We start from the raw sequence: 22134 nt of genomic DNA, 5'->3' as shown, positions 1-22134 counted from the left end.
AAATTTAGATAGAAAAACTCTCCCCGCAACCACAGGTACGTGAAGCATTCGGGTTTTTAAATTGGAAGCCTTTACCATTTAAGCCATCCGAAAAATCTAATTCAGTACCAGCTAAGTAAAGGATGGATTTTTTATCTACCATCACTTTAACTCCTTTGTCTTCGAAAATCATGTCGGAACTTTGCGGTTCAGCCGCAAAATCCAATTGATACATTAATCCAGAACATCCGCCACCTTCAACTGCCACTCGGATGTTGTACTCTTCAGTTAAACCTTCTTTAGATCTTAACTCTTTAATACGGTCTGCCGCTAAATCAGATATAGTTATCATGGTGATGAATTTTGTATTTGATGCAAAATTAGAAAAAAAATGGAGAATAATCGCTATTGTTTAGAGTGAATCTAAATAAGCTATGGTTTTTCCAAGGTATAGGTTATAATTTTGTGTTTCAAAGCAAGAATCAAATACAAACATTATGCTGTCAATTAAAAATTTACATGCTTCTATTGGAGAAAAAGAGATTTTAAGAGGAATTGATTTAGAAGTAAAAGCAGGTGAAGTACATGCCATCATGGGACCCAATGGTTCAGGTAAATCCACCTTAGCATCCGTTTTAGCGGGTCGAGAAGATTATGAAGTTACTGAAGGTACAGTACAATTTTTAGGTAAAGACTTGTTAGACTTAGCTCCTGAAGCAAGAGCTGCAGAAGGTATTTTCTTAGCATTTCAGTACCCAGTAGAAATTCCAGGTGTATCAACTACCAACTTCTTGAAGTCTGCAGTGAATGAAATTCGTAAATACCGAGGAGAAGATCCGATGGATGCGGTTCAATTTTTGAAGATGTTCAAAGAAAAGATGGCTTATGTTAATATCGATCAATCTCTTTTGAGTAGAGCTTTAAACGAAGGTTTTTCAGGAGGGGAGAAGAAGCGTAATGAAATCTTCCAAATGGCTGTTTTAGATCCTAAATTGGCTATTTTGGATGAAACAGATTCAGGATTAGATATTGATGCATTGCGTATTGTAGCGGAAGGGGTTAATAAATTGAAAAGTCCGAATAATGCGACCATTGTCGTTACTCACTACCAACGTTTACTAGATTACATCGTTCCAGATTATGTACATGTACTTTATAAAGGACGTATAGTGAAATCTGGAACCAAAGAATTGGCTTTGGAATTAGAAGAAAGAGGTTATGATTGGATTAAATCTGAAGTAGATTAATAAGATATGTTATCAGCTGAATTAAGTACAACATTACAAGATATTGCCCAGACATTAGGTTTGGAATCTGACCAAGGTAAAGCTTTGAGTCAGTTTCTGGCCAAAGGTTTTCCTACGTCAAAATGGGAAGAGTGGAAATATACTTCATTGAAAGATTTTAATGGAATTGATCGGAATTGGTTTCCTAAAGGAAATACCAATTTACCTGTTTCAGCCGATTGGGCAGAATTGATTATACGTTCATCTGATGCTTACCTAAGCATAGATAAGGCTAGTTCAAATGATGGGATAGAGGTTTTAAGCTTTGATGAATTTGTTCAAAAGTGCCCTGAATTCCAGATGATTTGGGCCAGTAAAAACCCTATTTTAGATCAGAATTCATTATACGATTTGAATGTGGCACTTTGTCCACAGCATACGGTTATTTGGATTAAGAAGGATGTTGAAATTACGCAAGCTATTCTACATCAATATCAAGTAAATTCGACTGAAAAAGCATCTTCTGTACAATCAAGACTGCTAATCTATGTCGAAGAAGGAGCAAAAGCTAGTTTAATTGAGCAACAAACATCTACTGGTTCGGCAGATATTTTATCCAACTTTGTTCAAGAGATATTTGTTTCCAAAGGGGCTCAATTTACTTATTTGAAGGATCAAGATTTTCAACAAGGGGTAAGCCACATAGACCATACCTTTATTTATCAAGCAGAAGGAAGTCAGGTAGATACATTTACGTTCTCCTTAAACGCTTCTTTGATTCGAAATAATTTACATTTCTACATTGATGGTCCACAGGTAGTTTCCAACTTGAATGGCTTATATGTTCCAGGAGAAAATCAATTGATGGATTCTCACACGGTCGTGGATCATAGAATGCCTCATTCGGAATCCAATGAATTGTATAAAGGAGTATTGATGGGAAATGCCACTGGTGTGTTTAATGGCAAGATTTTTGTTCGTCAAGACGCACAAAAAACCAATGCATTTCAATCTTGTCGAAATGTATTAGCTTCTACCAGAGCTACTATGAATACGAAGCCTCAATTGGAAATTTGGGCAGATGATGTAAAGTGTTCGCACGGTACTACTACTGGTCAATTGAACGAAGAGTCCTTGTTTTATATGCGCTCCAGAGGTATTTCTTTACCAGCAGCTAGAACTTTATTGCTATTGGCATTTGTTCAAGAGGTAATTAATAAAGTGGAGCACCCTGTTTTGAGAGAATCTCTAACGGAGAAAATAATAGCTAAAATTCAACAGTCCGTCGATTTGTCAAATTAGTACCATGGCCAGCATTGAACAAATTCGTTTAGATTTCCCTGTGTTAGACCAACAAGTCAATGGTTCACCATTGATTTATTTTGATAATGCCGCCACGACACAAAAGCCCCAAGTTGTTTTAGATGCGCTGAATAAGTATTATTCTGAGGATAATGCCAATATTCATCGGGGAATTCATGCTTTGGCGGAAAGAGCAACGGCAGCTTTTGAACTGACACGTAAAAAGATTCAATCCTTTTTACATGCTGAATCTAGTGATCAAATCATATTTACCTCAGGAACTACAGCAAGTATCAATTTAGTAGCTCAAACCTATGGTAGAGCTAATTTTGAAGCTGGAGATAAAATTCTTGTTTCTAATTTGGAGCATCACTCCAACATTGTTCCTTGGCAAATGATTGCTTTGGAAAAAGGAGCAGAGGTAATGGTTATTCCAGTGCTCGACTCAGGAGTATTGGATTTGGATGCTTATCAGAAATTATTACAAGAAAATACCGTCAAACTTGTAGCGGTCAATCATGTTTCCAATGCCATTGGAACGATCAATCCCATTCAAGAGATGATTGCTTTAGCTCATGCACATGGAGCTAAGATTTTGATTGATGGTGCGCAATCGGTGGCACACATGGAAATGGATGTTCAGCGTTTTGATATGGACTTTTTTGCCTTTTCTGCCCATAAATTATTCGGACCTACTGGGGTAGGGGTGCTTTATGGTAAACGCGAATTACTGGAATCAATGCCTCCTTATCAAGGAGGAGGAGAGATGATCAAAGAGGTGAGCTTTTCTGGTACAACCTACAACGAATTACCTTATAAATTTGAAGCAGGAACGCCTAATATTGCGGATGTAATAGCCTTTTCTGCGTCTTTTGATTACCTGAACTCTTTGGAAAAAGGTTGGGTTGAAGAACAAGAAAATGCTTTGTTAAGCTATGCGACAGAACAATTAAGTCAAATTGATGGTTTGAAGATCATCGGTACAGCACCCAATAAAATAGCTGTAGTAAGTTTCTTAATTGAAGGAACTCATCCTCAAGATATAGGTGTTTTATTAGATAAATTTGGTATTGCAATTCGAACAGGTCACCATTGTGCACAGCCTTTGATGCAGCGATTTGATATACCTGGAACTTGTCGGGCTTCATTCTCGTTCTACAATACTAAAGAGGAAATTGATCGATTGGTTGCTTGTTTGAAACGAGTTGTTACAATGTTATTATAATATGGCTTTGAGTATAAACGACACCCAGGAAGAATTGATTGAAGAATTTGGTCTTTTTGACGATTGGGCTGATAAGTATGAATATTTGATTGACCTAGGTAAGAAATTACCCGGATTGTCAGATGAATTTAAGACTGAAGAAAACGTCATTAAAGGTTGTCAAAGTCGCGTTTGGCTTCATGCTTTTATGCAAGAGGGGAAACTGATTTTTCAAGCTGATTCGGAAGCAGTCATTGTAAAAGGACTAATCAGTATGTTGATTCGCGTTTTATCTGGGCACAGCCCAGCTGATATCATGAAAGCTGATTTATACTTCATTGATCAAATTGGAATGAGTCAACATTTAGCTCAAACCAGATCCAATGGATTGTTGTCCATGGTAAAACAAATGAAAAATTATGCACTTGCTTATTCTTCACAAGCTTAAGATATGGAAAATACGACACCGAGTTCAGTGCTAACTGAAGCAGATTTAAAGGAAAAGGTTGTACAGGCCATTAAAACAGTATATGATCCAGAGATTCCTGTGGATGTGTATGAATTAGGTCTGATTTATGAAATCAAGATTTTCCCAGTTAATAACGTGTATGTACTGATGACTTTAACTTCCCCATCTTGTCCTTCTGCCGAAAGTATTCCGGTTGATATAGAAAAGGCAATTCGTGAGATTGAAGGAGTAGCTGAAGTTTCGGTTGAATTAACTTTTGATCCGCCATATTCTCAGGATATGATGTCAGAAGTGGCCAAATTAGAACTTGGCTTTATGTAAATGATTATCACATTCAAATTTAAATAGATTTAATATGTATCCAGAACATTTAGTACATCCTATGAGGATGGATATCGTAGAGGGCGGATTTCAAGAATTGAAACAAGCCTCTGAAGTGGAAGAAGTTTTAGCTAAACCAGGCACCACTTTATTGTTTATCAATTCAGTTTGTGGTTGCTCGGCTCGCACGGCTCGTCCAGGTGTGAAAGAAGCAGTAGCTGCTTCAACAAAAAAGCCTGATACCTTGGTAACTGTTTTCGCAGGAGTAGATCAAGAAGCTACTCAAAAGGCGAGAGAATATACCTTACCCTATCCTCCGTCATCTCCATCCATTGCTTTATTTAAAGATGGGGAGTTGGTTCACTTTGTAGAGCGCCACCACATTGAAGGTCGTTCAGCAGAATTGATTTCAGCGCATTTAGAAGGCGTTTTTGAGGAATTTTGTTAGTATAAAAAAAGCCGAAGCTTAATGCTTCGGCTTTTTATTTTATAAGAGCCCAAGCACTGCTTGGGCTTTTGTTTTTTGTGCCCTAGCATTGCTAGGGCTTTTAGCTTAGGGCTTAGGAGCACCGCCTACTGCACCTGTATTACTTGGAGCAGTTTCAGCCTTGGCTGCTTTTTTCTTAGCAGCACCTTCATAATCACCAGCCTTAATTAATGACATTTTTAGTAAGTCCAACGTTTTGCGAGTCGCTTGTAAAATTTGCTCAGAAGTTAAAGCATTTACTTTTTTATCTAATTCCTCTGAGAATTTTAAACTACGATTCAAGAATAAATTATTATTCAACGTATTGCTTAAAGAATTGTCTTGAGAGCGAGCCACTTGTCTACCTTGTAACCAAGATTTTTTCGCTTCTTCAATTTCTTTTTCGGTATAACCATCTTTTAAGATTTTTTCAATTTCTTCTTTGAAAGCAGCTTCTAATTTGGCTAAGTTCTCAGGTGCATAGATTGCATAGGTTAAGAAACTACCTGCTTTATCAATTGGATGAGCACTAAATTGCGAAGCAACACCATAAGATAAACCTTCTTTTTGGCGAATTCTTTGCATTAAGCGGTTTGCAAGGCCAGGACTACCACCTAAAATGTAGTTACTGATTTCTAAAGCTGCGAAATCTGGGTCTGTATCAGAAATTTTTAATGGTTGATATGCTACAAAAAATGCGTTAGCCTTATCCGGAGTTTCAATGGATTTAATGATAGGTTTGGCATCTGTAACAATTTCAGGTATTCTCGTATATGGCTTAAGTGATTTCCAAGTTGAAAACTCAGTTTTAATTAAGTCTTTTACCTCATTTTCATCAAAATCTCCAACTGCAGAGAATGTAGCAGAACTTGCTCCATAAAAATTCTTATAGAATGAAATAGCATCCTCTAATTTAGCGGCACTATACAAGGCAGTTTGCTCAGCTAAAGTAGGGTTATATCTAACATCATTTTTAGGATAATGTGCTGTCCTCACTTGGTTCAAAGCCTCAATAGCTTTCGCTTGTGGATCACTTTTTTGAGCATCAATTTGAGTTAAGTTTTCTTGCTTTAACTTTTCAAATTCATCCGCAGGAAAAACAGGAGTCTTTAACGCTTCAGCTACTAATTTGAGCGCAGGTACTAAGTTTTCACGGGTAGTTTCTATAGATACATTAGCTTGAGTAGCTCCACCTGTGATAGTAACACGAGCTTTTAATTTATCAAGTTCATCTTGGAATTGCTGACGAGTATGTTTCGAGGTCCCTTTCGTCAACATATCTGCTGCTAAATCAGCTACTGTCGCAGTTCCTAATAAGGATTTTTCATCACCAAATCTCAAAGTCATTCGAGCATAAACCGAACTACCTCTCGTTTTCTTGGATAATAATGCCACTTTGACCGATCCAATTGTTTCTTTTTTTGTTCTAGAATCAATATTACTTGGAGATGGATCAAATGCTTCACCTTCTGCAACGGCTGCCCTTCCTTTGAAGTCTTTTAAAACCACTTCTGCTTCATTTGCTTCTGGGATTTCAGCACGCTCTGGTTTTTCTGTTGGATAGAAAATACCTGATGTACGATTGGATGCTTTGAAATATTTTTGAGCCACTCGCTGAACATCTTCAGCTGTAACCTTTTCTACTAAATTTCTTGTATGAAATAATAAACGCCAATCTCCTTGTGCGATGTATTCAGATAAACCAACACCAACACGTTGAGCATTGTTTAATAATAATTCAATGTTCTTGATGTTTTTTAACTTAATACGATCTACGTCAGCTTGAGTAGGAGGAGTTTTAGCAAATTGCTCAATTGTCTCCAACATAATGGTGCGTACAGAATCTGCTGATTTGTCTTTAGGCACCTCTGCACCAAAATAAACCAATCCAGGCTCTTTTAGCTGGAAACTAAAGCCAAATTGAGAAGCCGCTTTTTTAGTGTCAATCAACGCTTTGTAAAGCCTTCCTGAAGGGGCATCAGTCAATAAATCAACAAACACATCGCATGCAATGTAGTCTGGATGTAAACCAGATGGAATATGATAAGCTGCACCTACCGCTTGAACATCACCAACACGACGAAGAATAACTTGGCGCTCACCGTCTTGAGTAGGTTCTGCCGTAAAGGTCTTAGTTAAAACACGCTCTGGTTTAGGGATTACTCCGAATTTTTGATTGATTAGATTTAATGTCTTTACTGGATCAAACTTTCCTGCTACTAACAATACTGCATTATCTGGTTGATAATATTTCTTATAATAGGCTTGCAAGTTCTCAATTGGAACTTTTTCAATGTCGGAACGAGCTCCGATTGTTGAGTTTCCATAATTGTGCCACAAGAAAGCCGTAGAAACGATTCGGTCATTTAACACAGAACCAGGATCATTTTCACCCATTTCAAATTCATTACGCACAACAGTCATTTCAGTTTCTAACTCACTTTTGGCAATTCTAGAATTGATCATTCTATCAGCCTCCATATCCAAAGCCCAATCCAAATTTTCATCTGTGGCAGCAAATGTTTCAAAGTAATTCGTGCGATCTAACCAAGTTGTGCCATTAAACTGAGCACCATGGTCGGTAATTTCTTTCGCAACATCTTTGTGTTTCTCCTTTGTTCCTTTAAACACCATATGCTCTAATAAGTGAGACATACCTGTTTCACCATAACCTTCATGACGGGAGCCAACTAAATACGTGATATTTACCGTGATGGTTTGTTTAGATGGATCAGGAAACAATAATACTTTCAATCCATTTCCTAATCGATATTCCGTAATTCCTTCAGCAGAAGTTACTTTTTCCGGAATACTTAATGTACTTGTTTTTGCTGTGGCATTACTTGTTTTAGGAGCAGTACCAACTGTTTTTGATTTTTGTTGAGCTTGTATACTACTGATTCCAATAATATACAATAGTGCAATGAGAATTGTTCTTTTCATAAAAATTAGGGTTGGAAAAAAATAAGTATGGAAAATGCCAAAATATAGAGGAAAATTCTAGCAATTAAGTACAAATGGTTTCAAAACTACATGTAAGGTTATTTCTTATACTGTTGAATTAGTTTAAAAATAGCCTTTTGAGTTTCTAAATTGGGGAAAAATTCAAATATGACCTCATGCTTGTCGTAGTCTAAAAGTAGGCCAGATTCTAAGAAATGAAAGGCATCTTTAAACTGACCGGCTTTTATCAAATAAACAGCAGAACGATAGTATAATTCAGCTTCTTCTGGCAACTCATCTATGGCTGAGAGCATTATATCAGCCGATTTTTCATAATCTTCTAATTCAAAATGCAATTGTGCCCATTTAATCCAAGTTGGAGCAAAAAATGAATCTAATTCAATGGATTTTTGATATGCTTCATCTGCCGAAAGTGTATTACCTAAATAGGCTTCAACGTCCGCTAATCCAGTCCAATAGAGCGGATTAGTCTCATTCAGTTTGAGTGATTTTTTTAGGAAGTGAAGAGCTTCAAACCATTTGTCTAATTCAGTCAAGCAAACTGCCAAGCCATAATATCCCTCATCCCACAATGGATCAATTTTAATGGCTTCTTTATAAAATTCAATTGCTTCATTGAATTTCTTTTGTCGTTCTAAGCTAGCTCCTAAACAACAATACAATTCAGGATTAGGCTCATCGTATTTTAAACATTGACGGTAATTTTCTTCGGCTTGCACATAATCTTGAAGGTTCATGTGCGTATTACCCAAATTGAACAAGGATGACCCAAAGGTCGGCTCAATGGCCAATGAATACTCGTACGAATCTATCGCTTTTTCGTATTGTTTGAGTTTAGAATAGGCAATACCTAGATTATACCAAGCAGTATAGGAAAAAGGATCTTCTTCTATGAATTGCTTATAGAAAGGAATACTTTCCTCAATTTTGCCTATATCATCCAAGGAATTGGCTAATTCCACTAATGCATTTTCATTCTCTGGATTAATTTCTAAAGCCTTTTTGAACATATCCACCGCTTCTCTTGGCTTAGACCAAGCATGATAGGTTAAACCTAAGCGAAAATAGACCTCATCTTTTTCTTCGGCTATTTCTAGAGCTGCAAGAAATACTTCTACTGCCGCTTCATGCTGTTGCATTTGACTCAGCAAAGAGCCTTTTACCAACATGATTTCTAAATCTGTTGGAAATAACAAAATAGCATTCTCAATTAATTCCATGCCTTCTTCTGGCTTCTGCATGTCGCCCAAAATTTGAGCTTTTAACGAAATTAATTCAAGTGTATAGGGAAAATGAGTCAATCCTAAATCACAGGCTTTTAAGGCTTCATCGAATTTGGCGTGAATAAAGTAGTGCTCAGCAATTTGTTCCAAAGTCTCAACATCAAAAAACGAATTCTCATGCTGATAAATCATTTTTTCGAAACGCTGAACAGAAGATTGTAAATCTTCTTTGTTTTCATCATAGTTTGGATCCAGCATAAATTTTTGTTGAGATGGAGGAAGCGAACGTTTCCTCTAAAATAAAGAAAATAATTCAGGACTTTAACCTCAATTGGGATTAATTTTGTTCCAAAATAGAAATAAATATGACGCCTCGTGCGATTATCGACTTAGGTACAAACACCTTTCAATTATTGATCGCGCAAAAAGCGAATTCTGAGAACGAAATGCTTGTTTTAGCTCATGAACAAAGGGCAGTTTCTTTGGGTAAAGGTGCTATGAAATCTGACATTTTGCAGGATGATGCCATGGAAAGGGCATTTGAAACCTTAAAGGAATTTAAGCAGATTGCCAATTCTTACCAATGCTCAGATAATCAAATTGTTGCATTAGGAACTAGTATATTGAGAAGGGCAAAGAATACACCTGAATTGGTAGAAAAAGTCCAAAACCAATTGGGCATTCGAGTGGAAATAATTTCTGGAATTAGAGAAGCAGAATTAATTTATCAAGGAATTGAATCATCATTACCTAAACCTTGGAATTCAACAAGTTTAGTGATGGATATAGGTGGAGGAAGTGTCGAGTTTATTTTATTTCGTTCCAATCAGGTCCTTGGAAAAATAAGTTTGGAAATCGGAGGATTGCAGTTACAATCCTTATTTCATGTTCATGGTGAGTATGACCAACAAATAGAGGAAACTTTGGAGTCTTTTATTCAGCAGGCTTTAGAACCTTTGGATCAATTATGTTTGCATGAAAAACCCGAAGTATTAATTGGAGCTGCTGGTGCATTTGAAACCCTTTGGGACTTAGAAATGGCTTCGAGTTTGACAGAAAATAATTTGGCGGGGAGTTCTCATCCTTTGTCAATCTCACAATTTCAGATTAACAAGGCATTGATTGAGAGCATACCTTATTCGGAAAGAGTCAATTTACCAGGGATGAAAAAGTTTCGGGCCAGTATCTTACCTTATGCCAATGCCTTAATATCTCAAGTTTTACAACGATACCATATACCTAAAATGTGGATTTCAACGTTTAGCCTAAAAGAAGGATATTGGTTTTATTTGCAATCTCAAGCCGATAAATAGGACTAGAGATTTTGAAAAAAAAATCGTAAACTTGTAAACAATTGTAAACCTTATTTAAGACTTATCTTTTATGGCTTTATCGCTAGCTTCCATTCTACTTCAAGCAGGTTCGACCCTCGATTCAGTGTCTGCTGCAGTTTCCGATTCCATTGTTAATGCTCAGCCAGTTCAACAAGCTACCAAAGTAGTGGAAGAGTTTTCTGTACTAGATCTATTAGGAAAAGGGGGATATGTTATGTATCCTATCGGATTCTTATTTGCTGGAGCAGTATTCTTGTTCATTGAGCGCTATTTGTACATACGTAAAACAGCCAAATTGGATGAGAATTTTTTACATACCATTAATGATATGTTAGTTAATGGGAATGTTCAAGGAGCTATTACCTATTGTAAAACATCCCAATATCCGATCGCCAAATTATTGGAGAAAGGCTTAAGTCGTTTAGGTTCTCCTATTCGCGATATTGAAACAGCTATCGAAAACAAAGCTAAAGTTGAGATTTATAACATGGAGAAGAATTTAGGAATCTTGAGTGCCATTGCACGTATTGCTCCTATGTTCGGATTCTTAGGTACTGTTACTGGTATGATTCGTACGTTTCATAATATTTCTATTTCCAATAAGATTGACATTTCAACCATTGCTGGAGGTATTTATGAAAAAATGGTGACTTCTGCATCAGGTTTAATTGTAGGTATTATAGCCTATGTGTTATATACGCTTTTGATGACTATGATTGATCGTACAATCAATAAAATGGAAATTACGGCTATTGATTTCTTAGATATCCTTCATAAACCAGCTAATAAAGTTTAAGAGGTATGAATTTTAGAAAACGAAATAGAGAAGCCTCAGAAGTTGAAACAGGCGCATTAGCTGATATTTTATTCTTTTTGCTCATGTTCTTTTTGATGATTTCTACCTTGGCTTCGCCTGATGCAATTAAGCTTTTGCTTCCTGAAACAGCTAAACCTGCACCTACACCAGCCAATGAAGTGGTTCGCTTGACGGTTGATGAAAATCGTAATTATTTTATTGACGATAATCCTGTGGATTTTGCCAATTTAGAAGCCGAATTGACTCAGGCTGTATCTGCTAAAAAAGCAGCCACGCTAATTGTACGTATGGATCGTAACCAAACGGTTCAGGAATTGACGAATGTATATGATTTAGCTGCTAAATTGAACCTATCCATGGTCATGGCAGCAGAAAAGAAAAAATAATATGGAGGGCTATGTTCTTATCGCCCTTAAATCAATAGCCGTCTACGTGTTCATCGTGGCGGCTATTCGTCTTTTTGGGAAGCGCGAATTTGCTCAATTATCTGTTGTTGACGTGGTGTTTATTCTACTTATCTCGAATTCCGTACAAACGGCTATGGTAGGAGAGGACGCTAGCTTACTAGGTGGACTGGTGGCAGCCATGGCGCTTTTTTTAATGAATTTCCTATTTAAAAAAATCATTACTTCTAATAAATCTTGGTCAAAAGCCATTGATGGAGAGCCTATTTTATTAATCTATCAAGGTGTATTAAAAACTGCAGGACTAAAAGAGGCAAGTCTAACGATGGAGGAATTAGAAGCTGCCATTCGAGAACATGGGGTGGAAAAAATAGAGGAAGTGAATTTAGCTGTTTTTGAAGTCGATGGAAATATATCTGTTCTTTCAGAAAACTATCGAAAAATATCCAAAAGGAGACGAGGTGGCCACCGAATTATAGGGAATAATACAGCCTAATCTCGTATATTTGTCGAATTCTTGTCTGTTTGTAGAGGCAAGTATCATTTTTCTCTTCTTAATTAATGGAAAAAATTTTAAAATTCGGAGGGACCAGTTGTGGAAGCGTCGAGAGTATCCAATCCGTCTTATCCGTCATTGAATCCAATTGGAAATCATCAAAACAGTTTGCCGTGGTATTTTCCGCAATGAGCGGAGTTACCAACTCGTTGTTGGAGGCAGGTAAATGGGCATCACAAGGGAAAGAACCTTATTTGCCATTGATTGAAACCATCGAAACAAGGCATTTTGAAGTCATCAAGCACTTCATTCCTTTAAAAGGACAATCTCAAGTTATAGCCCATATTCGAACCTTAGTGAATGAATTAAGGGACGTGTTAAAAGGTATTGCCTTAGTTAAAGAAATTTCTCCTAAAACCTCCGATTTGTTGGTCAGTTTTGGTGAAAGATTATCGACCTCATTAATCACTGCTATCTTAAAAGAGAAAGGTTTGCCTGCTCTTTTTGTTGATGCCCGTCAGTTTATTAAAACCAACGATACTTTTGGTAAATCTGAGGTCGACTTTGTTCAAACCAATGCCTTGATTCATACATTTTTTGAGCAGCATGCACAGGAAATTTGTTTAATTACTGGCTTTATTGGTTCAAATGCTCAAGGAGAAACAACTACACTTGGTCGTGGTGGCTCAGATTATACTGCTTCGGTGATAGGGGCGGCCTTGGACGTTAAAGAAATTGAAATTTGGACCGACGTTGATGGCATGATGACTGCGGATCCTCGTAAAGTGAGCAATGCCTTTACCATTCCTTCCATTAGTTATGCGGAAGCCATGGAATTGACACACTTTGGAGCCAAAGTGATATATCCACCTTCCCTACAGCCTGCTTTTGCGAAGAATATACCCATTCGGGTGTTGAATACGTTTAACCTGAACTTTAAAGGAACAGTTGTAAGCAAAGAACAAAAGCCTAACCCATACATTATCACAGGAATTAGCTCCATTGATTCTCTGGCATTAGTCAATTTGCAAGGATCAGGAATGATTGGTGTTGCTGGGGTTTCAGCTAAATTATTTACCGTTTTAGCTCGAGAAAAAATATCTGTTATCTTAATTTCTCAAGCTTCATCCGAGCACTCTATTTGTTTTGCCATAGAGCCACAAAATGCTATTCGGGTAAGTGAAATTTTAGAGGTAGAGTTTGCTCAGGAAATGGCTATAGGTGATATTGAAGGAATCGATATTCAATCTAATTTGTCTGTAATAGCCGTTGTTGGAGAGGGGATGCGCAAGCACACAGGTGTTAGTGGTAAATTATTTTCTGTATTAGGTAAAAACGGAATTAACATTGTTGCCACTGCTCAAGGTTCTTCTGAATTAAATATTTCGGTAGTTATTGAGCAGAAGGATTTATCTAAAGCACTGAATGTTATCCACGAAACCTTCTTCTTTTCTAAGTTAAAAACATTGCATTTGTTTTTAGTGGGTACTGGATTAATTGGAAAGACTTTACTAGATCAATTGGCTGGACAAGAGCGTTATTTGGCCAAATATCGTGGACTGAAAGTCAAATTGGTAGGTATTGCTAATTCTAGACAACAACTCATTCAAGAAAAAGGAATTGATGTAAAAACGGCTTTAGGCCAACTGGCACAACATGGAAAATCTCAGGATTTACCTGCATTTATAGAAAAAATAAAAGCGCTCAATTTACCCAATTCAATCTTCGCAGATTGTACAGCAGATAAACAAATTTACTCCCATTACTTAGGTTTATTTAAGTCGAATATTTCTGTAGTAACTCCCAATAAAGTCGCTAATTCAGGACCTTATCCATTATATGCTGAACTGCATCAAACGGCCTTAGAAAAAGGAGTTAAGTTCTTATACGAAACCAATGTAGGTGCAGGTTTGCCCGTTATTAATACATTACAAGGATTAATTGCTTCCGGAGATCGCTTTGAAAAAATTGAAGGAATTTTATCAGGAACCTTATCTTTTATCTTTAATCAATTTAAACCTGGGCGTTCATTTGCTGAGGTATTGAGAGAAGCGAAAGCCAAAGGTTATACCGAACCAGATCCTCGAGAAGATTTAAGCGGTATGGACGTAGCTCGTAAAATCTTGATTTTAAGTCGTGAAATTGGTTTAAAACTGGAGTTCTCCGATATCACGATTGAAAAAATCATTCCACCGGCTTGTGAGCAAGCCGCTACGGTCGATGATTTCTTTTTGGAATTGGAGAAAGCCAATGATTATTTCGAAAAAATGGTAGCATCGGCCTCAGAAAGAGGGCATGTTTTACGCTATATCGCAGCATTAGAAAATCAAAAAATCACGATTGGTTTGCGTGAAATAGATGCACAACATCCTTTCTATCAAATGGATGGAGCTGATAATGTGATTGCATTTACCACCAAACGATACCATGATCGCCCATTGGTGATAAAGGGACCAGGTGCTGGTGCAGAAGTTACTGCTTCAGGTGTTTTTGCTGATATTGTTTCAATGGGTAGCTATTTAGCATAATATGGAAAAGATACGTGTTTATGCCCCTGCAACAGTAGCTAATGTAGCTTGTGGATTTGATATATTTGGTTTTGCGGTCAACCGACCAGGGGATGAAATTGTATTAGAAAAAAGAACTGAACCAGGAATTAGCATCATTGAAATTACGGGAGATGATGGTCGATTACCCAAGGAGGTAGCCAAAAATACGGCTGGCATTGCCATTCAAAAATACCTAGCGCATATAGGAAGAGAAGACCAAGGGTTTAATTTGTCCTTGCATAAAGATATGCCTTTAGGTTCAGGATTAGGATCATCGGCTGCTTCTGCTGTAGCAGGTGTTTTTGCCGCCAATGAATTGATGGGTAAGCCTTTGACTCAAAAGGAACTTCTTCCTTTTGCCATGGAGGGAGAACGGGTAGCTTGCGGTTCTGCTCATGCTGATAATGTAGGACCAAGTTTATTGGGGGGATTCATCATCATTCGAAGTTATGATCCCTTGGATATTATTCAAATTGCTACTCCCCTTGATTTGTATGCTAGTATTGTGCATCCGCACATTGAAGTAAATACCAAGGATGCACGTGGTATTTTAGATAAAGAGATTTCATTATCAACAACGATTACTCAAATGGGAAATGTGGCAGGTTTAGTCGCAGGATTAATGCTACCTGATTATTCCTTGATTGGTCGTTCCTTGGTGGATGTGATTATTGAGCCTTCCCGAGCCATTTTAATTCCTCAATTTGCGGAAGTAAAAGCAGCTGCATTGCAGGCAGGAGCTTTAGGTTGCTCTATTTCGGGTTCTGGCCCTTCCTTGTTTGCTTTATCCAAAGGAGAGGAAACGGCTAAACAAGTGGCAGAAGCTATGCGCGATCAGTTTGCACTAGTCGGAATTGGGTCGGATATTTTCGTTTCGCCAATAAATCAACAAGGCCCTATGATATTGCCTAATTAGGCTTTTGGGTGAGCTTGTGCGTAAATTTCCTTGATTTTTTCCATGGAATTATGGGTGTACACTTGAGTGGCTGCTAAGTTGGCATGCCCAAGAAGCTCCTTAATCGCATTTAAATCAGCTCCATTGTTCAATAAATGCGTGGCATAGGTATGTCGTAGCACATGAGGAGAAAGTTTCTCTAAGGTACTAATCTCGCCCAACTGTTTTTTAACGAGCCTTTGGACCATCATGGGGTAAACAGGCTTTCCTTTATTGTCTATGATTAAATGCGGACTATCAAATGGGCATAATGTCAAATATTGCTGAATGAGTTGCAGTAGAAATGAAGGGATGGGTATAATTCTTTCTTTATTTCTTTTTCCCAATACACGCAATGTTCCTTGTGCCTGATTAATATGACTTTTTTGAAGTGAAATAAGTTCTGCCAAACGCATGCCTGTTCCATACAATAAGTATAAAATCAAATGATCTCTGATGGTAGCGAAGTCTTGATTTGTTTCAGCCATTCTTGGGATTTCGGCCATTTCACTTTCTCGAAGAAACTGAGGAAGTTTTTTCCTAGTTTTAACGGTTCGAATGGGTAAAAGGGGATTTTCCTGGATACGGTCTTTTTGTAGTAAAAATTTATAAAAAGTACGTAGACTAGCTAATTTTCGATTAATACTACGATTTTCAATGGAATTTTCTGACAAATGTACCATCCAAAGTCGGATTTGACTGGAAGACACTTGGGTTAATGGGAGGGAGTCATGCTGCTCTTTTAGAAAGAGACTAAACTGGTTTAAATCAGTCGCATATGAGGTAATCGTGTGCGGACTGCAGCGTCGCTCCACGGATAAGTGCTCTAAAAAAAAATTGACTACGTCCGAATTCATCACTCGAAAGTAGTCAATTATTAGAAATTTGGGGAATTAGTTATTGATATTCCCGTAAGTTTTTTGCTTGTAAGACGCACGAATCAATTCAGTACGGCGAGCGATAGATGGTTTTTCGAAAGCAGATCTTCTACGCAATTCTTTAACTACACCCGTCTTCTCGAATTTCTTTTTGAATCGCTTTAATGCTTTGTCTATTGACTCGTTTTCTTTGATTGAAATTATTAACATGTACGTAATGATTTTTAAAATGTCCGCAAATATAACTCTTTGTTTTTTTACATGCAAACCTTAATTCAAGATTTTAAGAGATTTATTCGAGTTCCAAATGCTGTTTTTTAGCTAAATTTGTATTTCATTTTAACAAGAGATATGTCAGAGTTTAAACGAACCACTGTTACTGCAGCTTTAATTTATGCCAATGGGCCTATTCATATCGGTCATTTGGCTGGATGTTATTTACCTGCCGATATCTATGTTCGTTTTTTAAGACTTCAAAATAGAGACGTTATTTTTGTTTCTGGAACAGATGAACATGGTGTGCCTATCACCATCAAGGCTCAAAAAGAGGGAAAAACTCCACAAGAAGTAGTGGATTATTATTACAAAGAGATTAAGCAATCATTTCAGGAATTTGGGATTTCATTTGATATATATGGAAGGACGTCTGATCCTGTTCATCACAAACTATCTCAGGAATTCTTTTTGAAATTATACCAAGAAGGTAAGTTTATTGAAGAAGTAACAGAGCAATTTTACGATGAAGAAGCTGGTCAGTTTTTAGCTGATCGTTATATCGTAGGAGAGTGTCCTAGTTGTCATCAGCCAGGGGCTTATGGAGATCAATGTGAGAAATGCGGTACAACTTTGTCTCCCAATGAATTGATTAATCCTAAATCCACTTTAAGTGGTTCTGCACCGTCTTTGCGCCCTACAAAAAACTGGTTTTTGCCTTTAGATCAATGGCAACCAGAACTAGAGAAATATGTGGCTTCTCATGCTGATTGGAAGCCCAATGTAGCTGGTCAGGTTAAATCTTGGTTAAATGATGGCTTAAAGCCCCGTGCGATGACCCGTGATTTATCTTGGGGGGTTCCTGTGCCGATTGAAGGCAACGATGGAAAGGTGTTGTATGTGTGGTTTGATGCTCCCATTGGTTATATTTCTATGACCAGTCAATTACGCCCCGATTGGGAGAAATACTGGAAAGATAAAGAAAGCAGAATCGTTCATTTTATAGGTAAGGATAATATTGTGTTTCACTGCTTGATTTTTCCTGCTATGTGCATGGCTCATGGAGAATATCAATTAGCTGATCAAGTTCCTGCGAATGAATTTATGAATTTAGAGGGGGATAAAATTTCGACTTCTAGAAATTGGGCGGTTTGGTTACATGAATATTTGCAAGAATTTCCAGGTAAACAGGATGTTTTACGTTATGCCTTAACGGCTTCAAGCCCTGAAACGAAGGATGCTGATTTTACTTGGGCCGATTTTCAGACGAAGAATAATTCTGAGTTGGTAGCCATATTAGGCAATTTTGTCAATCGTGCATTTGTGCTTTTGGATAAGAATTTTGAATCAAAAGTACCTGCAAAATTAGAAGATACTATCCTTGAAATTGAGTTAAAGAAAGCGGTAAGTGAAATACCAGAAAAATTAGCAGCTGCTTTAGAGGGGTATAAATTTAGAGATGCATTGGTGTATGCTATGGAAGTAGCTCGATTAGGAAACAAATATTTGGCTGAATCCGAACCTTGGAAGTTGATGAAGGAAAGTCCTGAAAAGGCGGGTCACGTATTGAATTTTGCCATTCAATTAGTTTCTCATGTTAGTATTGCTTTGGAGCCATTTTTGCCATTTACAACGCAAAAATTGAGAAATGCATTAGGAATTGAAAAGGCGGATTGGGCTTTGTTAGGAGATTTTGAAAGTATACCGGTAGGGACGGTATTGAAAAATCCGGGTTTATTGTTTGAAAAATTGGAGGATGATGTCATTCAAAAGCAAGTAGATAAGTTACAGCAAACGAAGCAACAGATGTTATTGCAATCTAAGCAACCTAATCCCATCAAAGAAACTGTTGATTTTGAGAGTTTTGCCAAGATGGATATCCGAATTGGTCAGATAATTGCGGCTGAAAAGATGGAGAAAAGTAAGAAGTTGTTGAAGTTGACTGTTGATGATGGTTTACGTCAACGTACTATTTTGAGTGGAATTGCGGAGCATTTTCAAGTGGAAGAAGTGATTGGACGTAAGGTGACATTCTTAGCCAATTTGGCTCCTCGTAAAATGATGGGCTTGGAAAGCGAAGGAATGATTCTGATGGCCGAGGGTCAAGATGGAAAATTGTCCTTTATTGAACCTGAATCTGGAATTTGGAATGGTGCCACAGTGAGTTAATTAGGGCATTTTGGGCATAAAAATAAGGTCAGAAGATGCTTCTGGCCTTATTTATTTAACCTCTAAACCTATTTAACTATGAAAATTTATACAAATATATATGATTTCTTAGAATAATATAAGATTAATGCAAAAAAAATTATTGTATCATTTAGATTAAATAAAAAAGGTGTCGTTATCAACAACACCTTTTTTTATTACCTCTAAACCTATTTAACTATGAAAACTACTTACAATCTAATTTTTGAATACAACAACTAATTCTGCGTTTTGTTCCGATTCCAAATCTAATTTTGAATCGATTACAGGTTCTTGACCTAAAATTGCCCAGATAGTATTGATGGCTTTTGCCGATTTGTTAATCTCTTTCATCCAGTTTAACGATTTTTCATCCGAGAAATTTTGCGCTTGGCGGGAAATTGTCTGGATAGTTTGGTTGAACGTGATTTTATCTTGTTTGCTTGCATTTAAGTATTCTGCTTTTCCATTTTGATAATCTTCTAATATAGAGATAGTTAAACTTGCCGCAGATGGCTTAGTTGCTTTGTGATCTTTCTTTATAAAACTCTGAATTACTTCAGATAAAGTTTCTTTCTTGATAGACAAATTACTTGTCGACGTTTCGTTGCTACGATTTGTACCGCTTGCTTTTGTTTCCGCTCCGATTAGGCTTAGTCCAACTAAACAGCTAATCACTAATAAATTCTTTTTCATAAGTTTTGTTATATTTATTTCCTAAATCAACAATACAAAATTATTGTATTTTTTCGATATAGCAAAACTTGAATTTAGACAATTTGCAATATAAAAATTCTATAAATTTGTTTTTATATGCAAAAATTAGAATATTTTATATGTTTTTTGTTATTATTCGGAATAATATTTGGCAATACTTATTGATACATTTTGATAATTCTAATTTGAAAATTTAGGAATAATTCAAAAATTCTTTAAAAAGTACAATTACTGATTGTATTTATTCATTGTTTGTTGGATGCCTTCCAAGCAAAATGTTTCAATGAATGGGATGGACCTCTCTAAGACCTCCGGAATAAGTCCTAATTCTTCTTCGGAAAAGTTACTAAGTACATATTCGGCTTGTCGACCTTTGGGAAAATTGTCGCCAATACCAATTCTTAGCCTTGGGTATTCACTACTTTGTAGGCTGGCCTCAATACTTTTTAATCCATTATGGCCACCACTGGAACCTTTAGGTTTTAAACGAAGTGTTTCAAAGGGTAATGCCAGGTCATCTACAAGGATTAATACGTTTTCTTTTGGCACTTTGAGATGTTGCATCCAATAATTCACGGCCTTACCACTTAGATTCATGTAGGTGTTGGGCTTGATGAGTTGAATATGATGGCCTTTTAATTTATAAGAACACTGGCTAGCATATCTATCGGGTGAGAATTTCAAATCTTTTAGTTTGGCTACATAATCCAATGCCATAAATCCTATATTATGGCGAGTAAAAAGATATTCTGGGCCAATGTTGCCTAATCCTACAATCAGATAATTCATAAGTCAATTTTTGACAAAAGTACAAGCAAATTTTTTAGAAGACAGCTTTGACCTTAACTTAGTAGAAAAATTTGATATGAATAAAATTGCTTGTATTACAGGGGCCAGTTCAGGAATTGGTTTAGCAACTTCTAAAGCATTGGCTGACTTAGGGTTTCATTTAATTCTTTGCGGTAGACGACGTGAACGATTAGAAGAATTGCAGCAATCCATATCATTACCTAGTTATATATTAACTTTTGATGTTCGAAATTGGACTGAAGTAGAGCAAGCTTTTCAAAGTTTGCCAATTGAATGGAAAAACATAGATGTGCTGGTTAATAATGCCGGAAATGCCCATGGACTTGCTCCTATACAAGATGGTGCCTTAGAAGACTGGGATGCCATGATTCATGGGAATGTTAATGGCTTATTGTATGTATCTAAAATGGTTATACCTGAAATGATACGGAGAGAGCAAGGACATATTATTAATATGTCTTCTATTGCTGGCAAGCAAACTTATGCTAATGGGAATGTGTATTGTGCTTCCAAAGCGGCGGTAGAAGCTTTATCGCAAGGTATGCGTATTGACCTCAATCCTTTTAATATCAAAGTATCCAACATTGCTCCAGGAGCAGTTAATACGGAGTTTTCAGCTGTACGCTTTAAAGGTGATTTACCAAGGGCAGCATCTGTTTATCAAGGTTTTACACCATTGGAAGCTTCGGATATAGCTAGCTTGATTGCTTATATGGTAGCTTGTCCAGCCCATGTGAATTTAGCAGACGTGACAATTTTGCCAAGTGCACAAGCTTCAGCTACACAAATCAAGAAAGTGTTGTAATTAGTTTATTCTTTGACGTAAAGCTTCGTAGATGATGACACCTGCGGCAACTGATACGTTGAGAGAGCCTACTTGTCCCGTTTGAGGAATTGCAGCTAGTTCATCTGACTTTCTGATAATCTCATCTGAGATACCATCTTCTTCCGAACCTAGAACAATGGCTGTAGGTTCTTTAAAGTCCTTAGAATAAACGGAATCTTTGGTTTTTTCTGTACAGGCAATTACTTTTAAACCAGCATTTTGTAAGTATTCAATCGTGCTGATTAGGTTTTCTTCCCGACAAACCGGTAAAAAATTTAATGCCCCAGATGATGTTTTCATGGCATCTGCATTAATCTGAGCAGCTCCACGAGAAGGAATCACGATGGCATGAACGCCAGCGCATTCTGCAGTACGTGCTATAGCTCCAAAATTTCTTACGTCAGTGATTCGATCTAAAATTAGAATTAAAGGAGTTTGACCTTTCTCAAATGTATCTGCAATGATATTTTCGATCTTGGCATAATGAATGGCAGAAACGAAAGCAATGGCACCTTGGTGATTTTTACGAGTAATGCGATTAAGCTTTTCAATTGGTACTTTCTGTACCTGAATGCCTTTTTCTTTGGCTAATTCTAAAATCTCAATACTTCCTAATTCCCTTTGAACTAGAAGGCGGTCAATTTCTTTTCCAGCTCGAAGCGTTTCTAAAACAGACTGAATTCCAAATACAAATTCTTTATTATCTGTTTTTGGGGTTGTAAAATGCCTAAATGGCTTCTTAAAAGGCTTGGGATCTTGATCGAATGACACGTTGAATAGCTATAATGTCCTGCAAAGGTCGGGATTTTTTTTCA

General features: G+C 37.0%; 22 protein-coding genes. 14 read left to right on the top strand and 8 right to left on the bottom strand.

The window, feature by feature from the left end; translation table 11 throughout:
• Positions 1-4: 4 nt before the first annotated feature.
• A complete protein-coding gene (locus HME7025_RS08515; protein WP_109323223.1) occupies positions 5-331 on the bottom strand; it encodes a HesB/IscA family protein in 327 nt (108 codons plus the stop codon).
• A gap of 145 nt (positions 332-476) precedes the next feature.
• On the opposite strand from HME7025_RS08515, the gene sufC reads away from it, so the two are divergent.
• Genes sufC through HME7025_RS08485 form a run of 6 tightly spaced genes read left to right on the top strand, consistent with a single transcriptional unit; the run spans position 477 to position 4949 of the window.
• Complete coding sequence (sufC, locus tag HME7025_RS08510) at positions 477-1226, top strand: Fe-S cluster assembly ATPase SufC (RefSeq protein ID WP_109323222.1); 750 nt, start codon at positions 477-479, stop codon at positions 1224-1226.
• Positions 1227-1232: 6 nt separating this feature from the next.
• Positions 1233-2507, top strand: coding sequence for a Fe-S cluster assembly protein SufD (gene sufD / locus HME7025_RS08505; protein WP_109323221.1), 1275 nt, complete (start codon positions 1233-1235; stop codon positions 2505-2507).
• A gap of 4 nt (positions 2508-2511) precedes the next feature.
• Positions 2512-3732 (top strand): aminotransferase class V-fold PLP-dependent enzyme, encoded by a 1221-nt coding sequence (locus HME7025_RS08500; protein WP_109323220.1) that lies wholly within the window; start codon positions 2512-2514, stop codon positions 3730-3732.
• Positions 3733-3739: 7 nt separating this feature from the next.
• The gene (locus HME7025_RS08495) at positions 3740-4159 is read left to right on the top strand and encodes a SufE family protein (RefSeq protein ID WP_109325074.1); all 420 of its coding nucleotides are present in this window, start codon (positions 3740-3742) and stop codon (positions 4157-4159) included.
• A 3-nt stretch (positions 4160-4162) separates the two neighbouring features.
• A complete protein-coding gene (locus tag HME7025_RS08490; RefSeq protein ID WP_109323219.1) occupies positions 4163-4501 on the top strand; it encodes an iron-sulfur cluster assembly protein in 339 nt (112 codons plus the stop codon).
• A 34-nt stretch (positions 4502-4535) separates the two neighbouring features.
• On the top strand, positions 4536-4949 hold the full coding sequence (locus tag HME7025_RS08485) for a BrxA/BrxB family bacilliredoxin (protein WP_109323218.1): 414 nt from the start codon (positions 4536-4538) through the stop codon (positions 4947-4949).
• A 105-nt stretch (positions 4950-5054) separates the two neighbouring features.
• Here the strand turns inward: HME7025_RS08485 and HME7025_RS08480 are convergent, their stop codons facing one another.
• Positions 5055-7910 carry a M16 family metallopeptidase gene (locus HME7025_RS08480; protein WP_109323217.1) on the bottom strand — a complete coding sequence of 952 codons (2856 nt, stop codon included), beginning with the start codon at positions 7908-7910 and terminating at the stop codon, positions 5055-5057.
• A 98-nt stretch (positions 7911-8008) separates the two neighbouring features.
• The gene (locus HME7025_RS08475) at positions 8009-9412 is read right to left on the bottom strand and encodes a tetratricopeptide repeat protein (RefSeq protein ID WP_109323216.1); all 1404 of its coding nucleotides are present in this window, start codon (positions 9410-9412) and stop codon (positions 8009-8011) included.
• 107 nt (positions 9413-9519) lie between these two features.
• On the opposite strand from HME7025_RS08475, the gene HME7025_RS08470 reads away from it, so the two are divergent.
• The 6 genes from HME7025_RS08470 (at position 9520) to HME7025_RS08445 (ending at position 15670) form a co-directional block, all read left to right on the top strand.
• Positions 9520-10467, top strand: a complete 948-nt coding sequence (locus tag HME7025_RS08470) for a Ppx/GppA phosphatase family protein (protein WP_109323215.1) — start codon at positions 9520-9522, stop codon at positions 10465-10467.
• A gap of 70 nt (positions 10468-10537) precedes the next feature.
• Positions 10538-11284: a MotA/TolQ/ExbB proton channel family protein gene (locus HME7025_RS08465; protein WP_109323214.1), complete on the top strand. Its 747-nt coding sequence runs from the start codon at positions 10538-10540 to the stop codon at positions 11282-11284.
• 5 nt (positions 11285-11289) lie between these two features.
• Positions 11290-11691, top strand: coding sequence for an ExbD/TolR family protein (locus HME7025_RS08460; protein ID WP_109323213.1), 402 nt, complete (start codon positions 11290-11292; stop codon positions 11689-11691).
• Position 11692: 1 nt separating this feature from the next.
• Positions 11693-12205: a DUF421 domain-containing protein gene (locus tag HME7025_RS08455; RefSeq protein ID WP_109323212.1), complete on the top strand. Its 513-nt coding sequence runs from the start codon at positions 11693-11695 to the stop codon at positions 12203-12205.
• A gap of 65 nt (positions 12206-12270) precedes the next feature.
• Positions 12271-14733: a bifunctional aspartate kinase/homoserine dehydrogenase I gene (gene thrA, locus HME7025_RS08450; protein WP_109323211.1), complete on the top strand. Its 2463-nt coding sequence runs from the start codon at positions 12271-12273 to the stop codon at positions 14731-14733.
• A gap of 1 nt (position 14734) precedes the next feature.
• Positions 14735-15670, top strand: coding sequence for a homoserine kinase (locus tag HME7025_RS08445; protein WP_109323210.1), 936 nt, complete (start codon positions 14735-14737; stop codon positions 15668-15670).
• Here HME7025_RS08445 and HME7025_RS08440 read toward each other — a convergent pair.
• Together HME7025_RS08440 and rpsU are read right to left on the bottom strand one after the other, a co-directional pair.
• Positions 15667-16545: a tyrosine-type recombinase/integrase gene (locus HME7025_RS08440; protein WP_109323209.1), complete on the bottom strand. Its 879-nt coding sequence runs from the start codon at positions 16543-16545 to the stop codon at positions 15667-15669. The two genes, HME7025_RS08445 and HME7025_RS08440, sit on opposite strands and share 4 nt — an antisense overlap.
• A gap of 36 nt (positions 16546-16581) precedes the next feature.
• On the bottom strand, positions 16582-16776 hold the full coding sequence (gene rpsU, locus HME7025_RS08435) for a 30S ribosomal protein S21 (RefSeq protein WP_109323208.1): 195 nt from the start codon (positions 16774-16776) through the stop codon (positions 16582-16584).
• A gap of 141 nt (positions 16777-16917) precedes the next feature.
• Here rpsU and metG point away from each other — a divergent pair, with 141 nt between their 5' ends.
• Positions 16918-18948 (top strand): methionine--tRNA ligase, encoded by a 2031-nt coding sequence (gene metG / locus HME7025_RS08430; RefSeq protein WP_109323207.1) that lies wholly within the window; start codon positions 16918-16920, stop codon positions 18946-18948.
• Positions 18949-19185: 237 nt separating this feature from the next.
• Here the strand turns inward: metG and HME7025_RS08425 are convergent, their stop codons facing one another.
• Together HME7025_RS08425 and pth are read right to left on the bottom strand one after the other, a co-directional pair.
• Entirely contained in the window at positions 19186-19662 is a 477-nt protein-coding gene (locus tag HME7025_RS08425; protein WP_109323206.1) for a hypothetical protein, read from the bottom strand.
• Positions 19663-19911: 249 nt separating this feature from the next.
• Positions 19912-20472, bottom strand: a complete 561-nt coding sequence (pth, locus tag HME7025_RS08420) for an aminoacyl-tRNA hydrolase (protein ID WP_109323205.1) — start codon at positions 20470-20472, stop codon at positions 19912-19914.
• A 76-nt stretch (positions 20473-20548) separates the two neighbouring features.
• On the opposite strand from pth, the gene HME7025_RS08415 reads away from it, so the two are divergent.
• On the top strand, positions 20549-21298 hold the full coding sequence (locus HME7025_RS08415; RefSeq protein WP_109323204.1) for an SDR family NAD(P)-dependent oxidoreductase: 750 nt from the start codon (positions 20549-20551) through the stop codon (positions 21296-21298).
• Here HME7025_RS08415 and rlmB read toward each other — a convergent pair whose 3' ends face one another.
• Positions 21299-22090, bottom strand: a complete 792-nt coding sequence (gene rlmB / locus HME7025_RS08410) for a 23S rRNA (guanosine(2251)-2'-O)-methyltransferase RlmB (RefSeq protein WP_109323203.1) — start codon at positions 22088-22090, stop codon at positions 21299-21301. It lies immediately after the preceding gene.
• Positions 22091-22134 lie beyond the last annotated feature (44 nt).

The sequence above is a fragment of the Aquirufa nivalisilvae genome (genome assembly GCF_003143535.1).
GTDB classification, from domain to species: Bacteria; Bacteroidota; Bacteroidia; order Cytophagales; family Spirosomataceae; genus Aquirufa; species Aquirufa nivalisilvae.
This window is presented reverse-complemented; position numbering and strand designations above follow the sequence as displayed.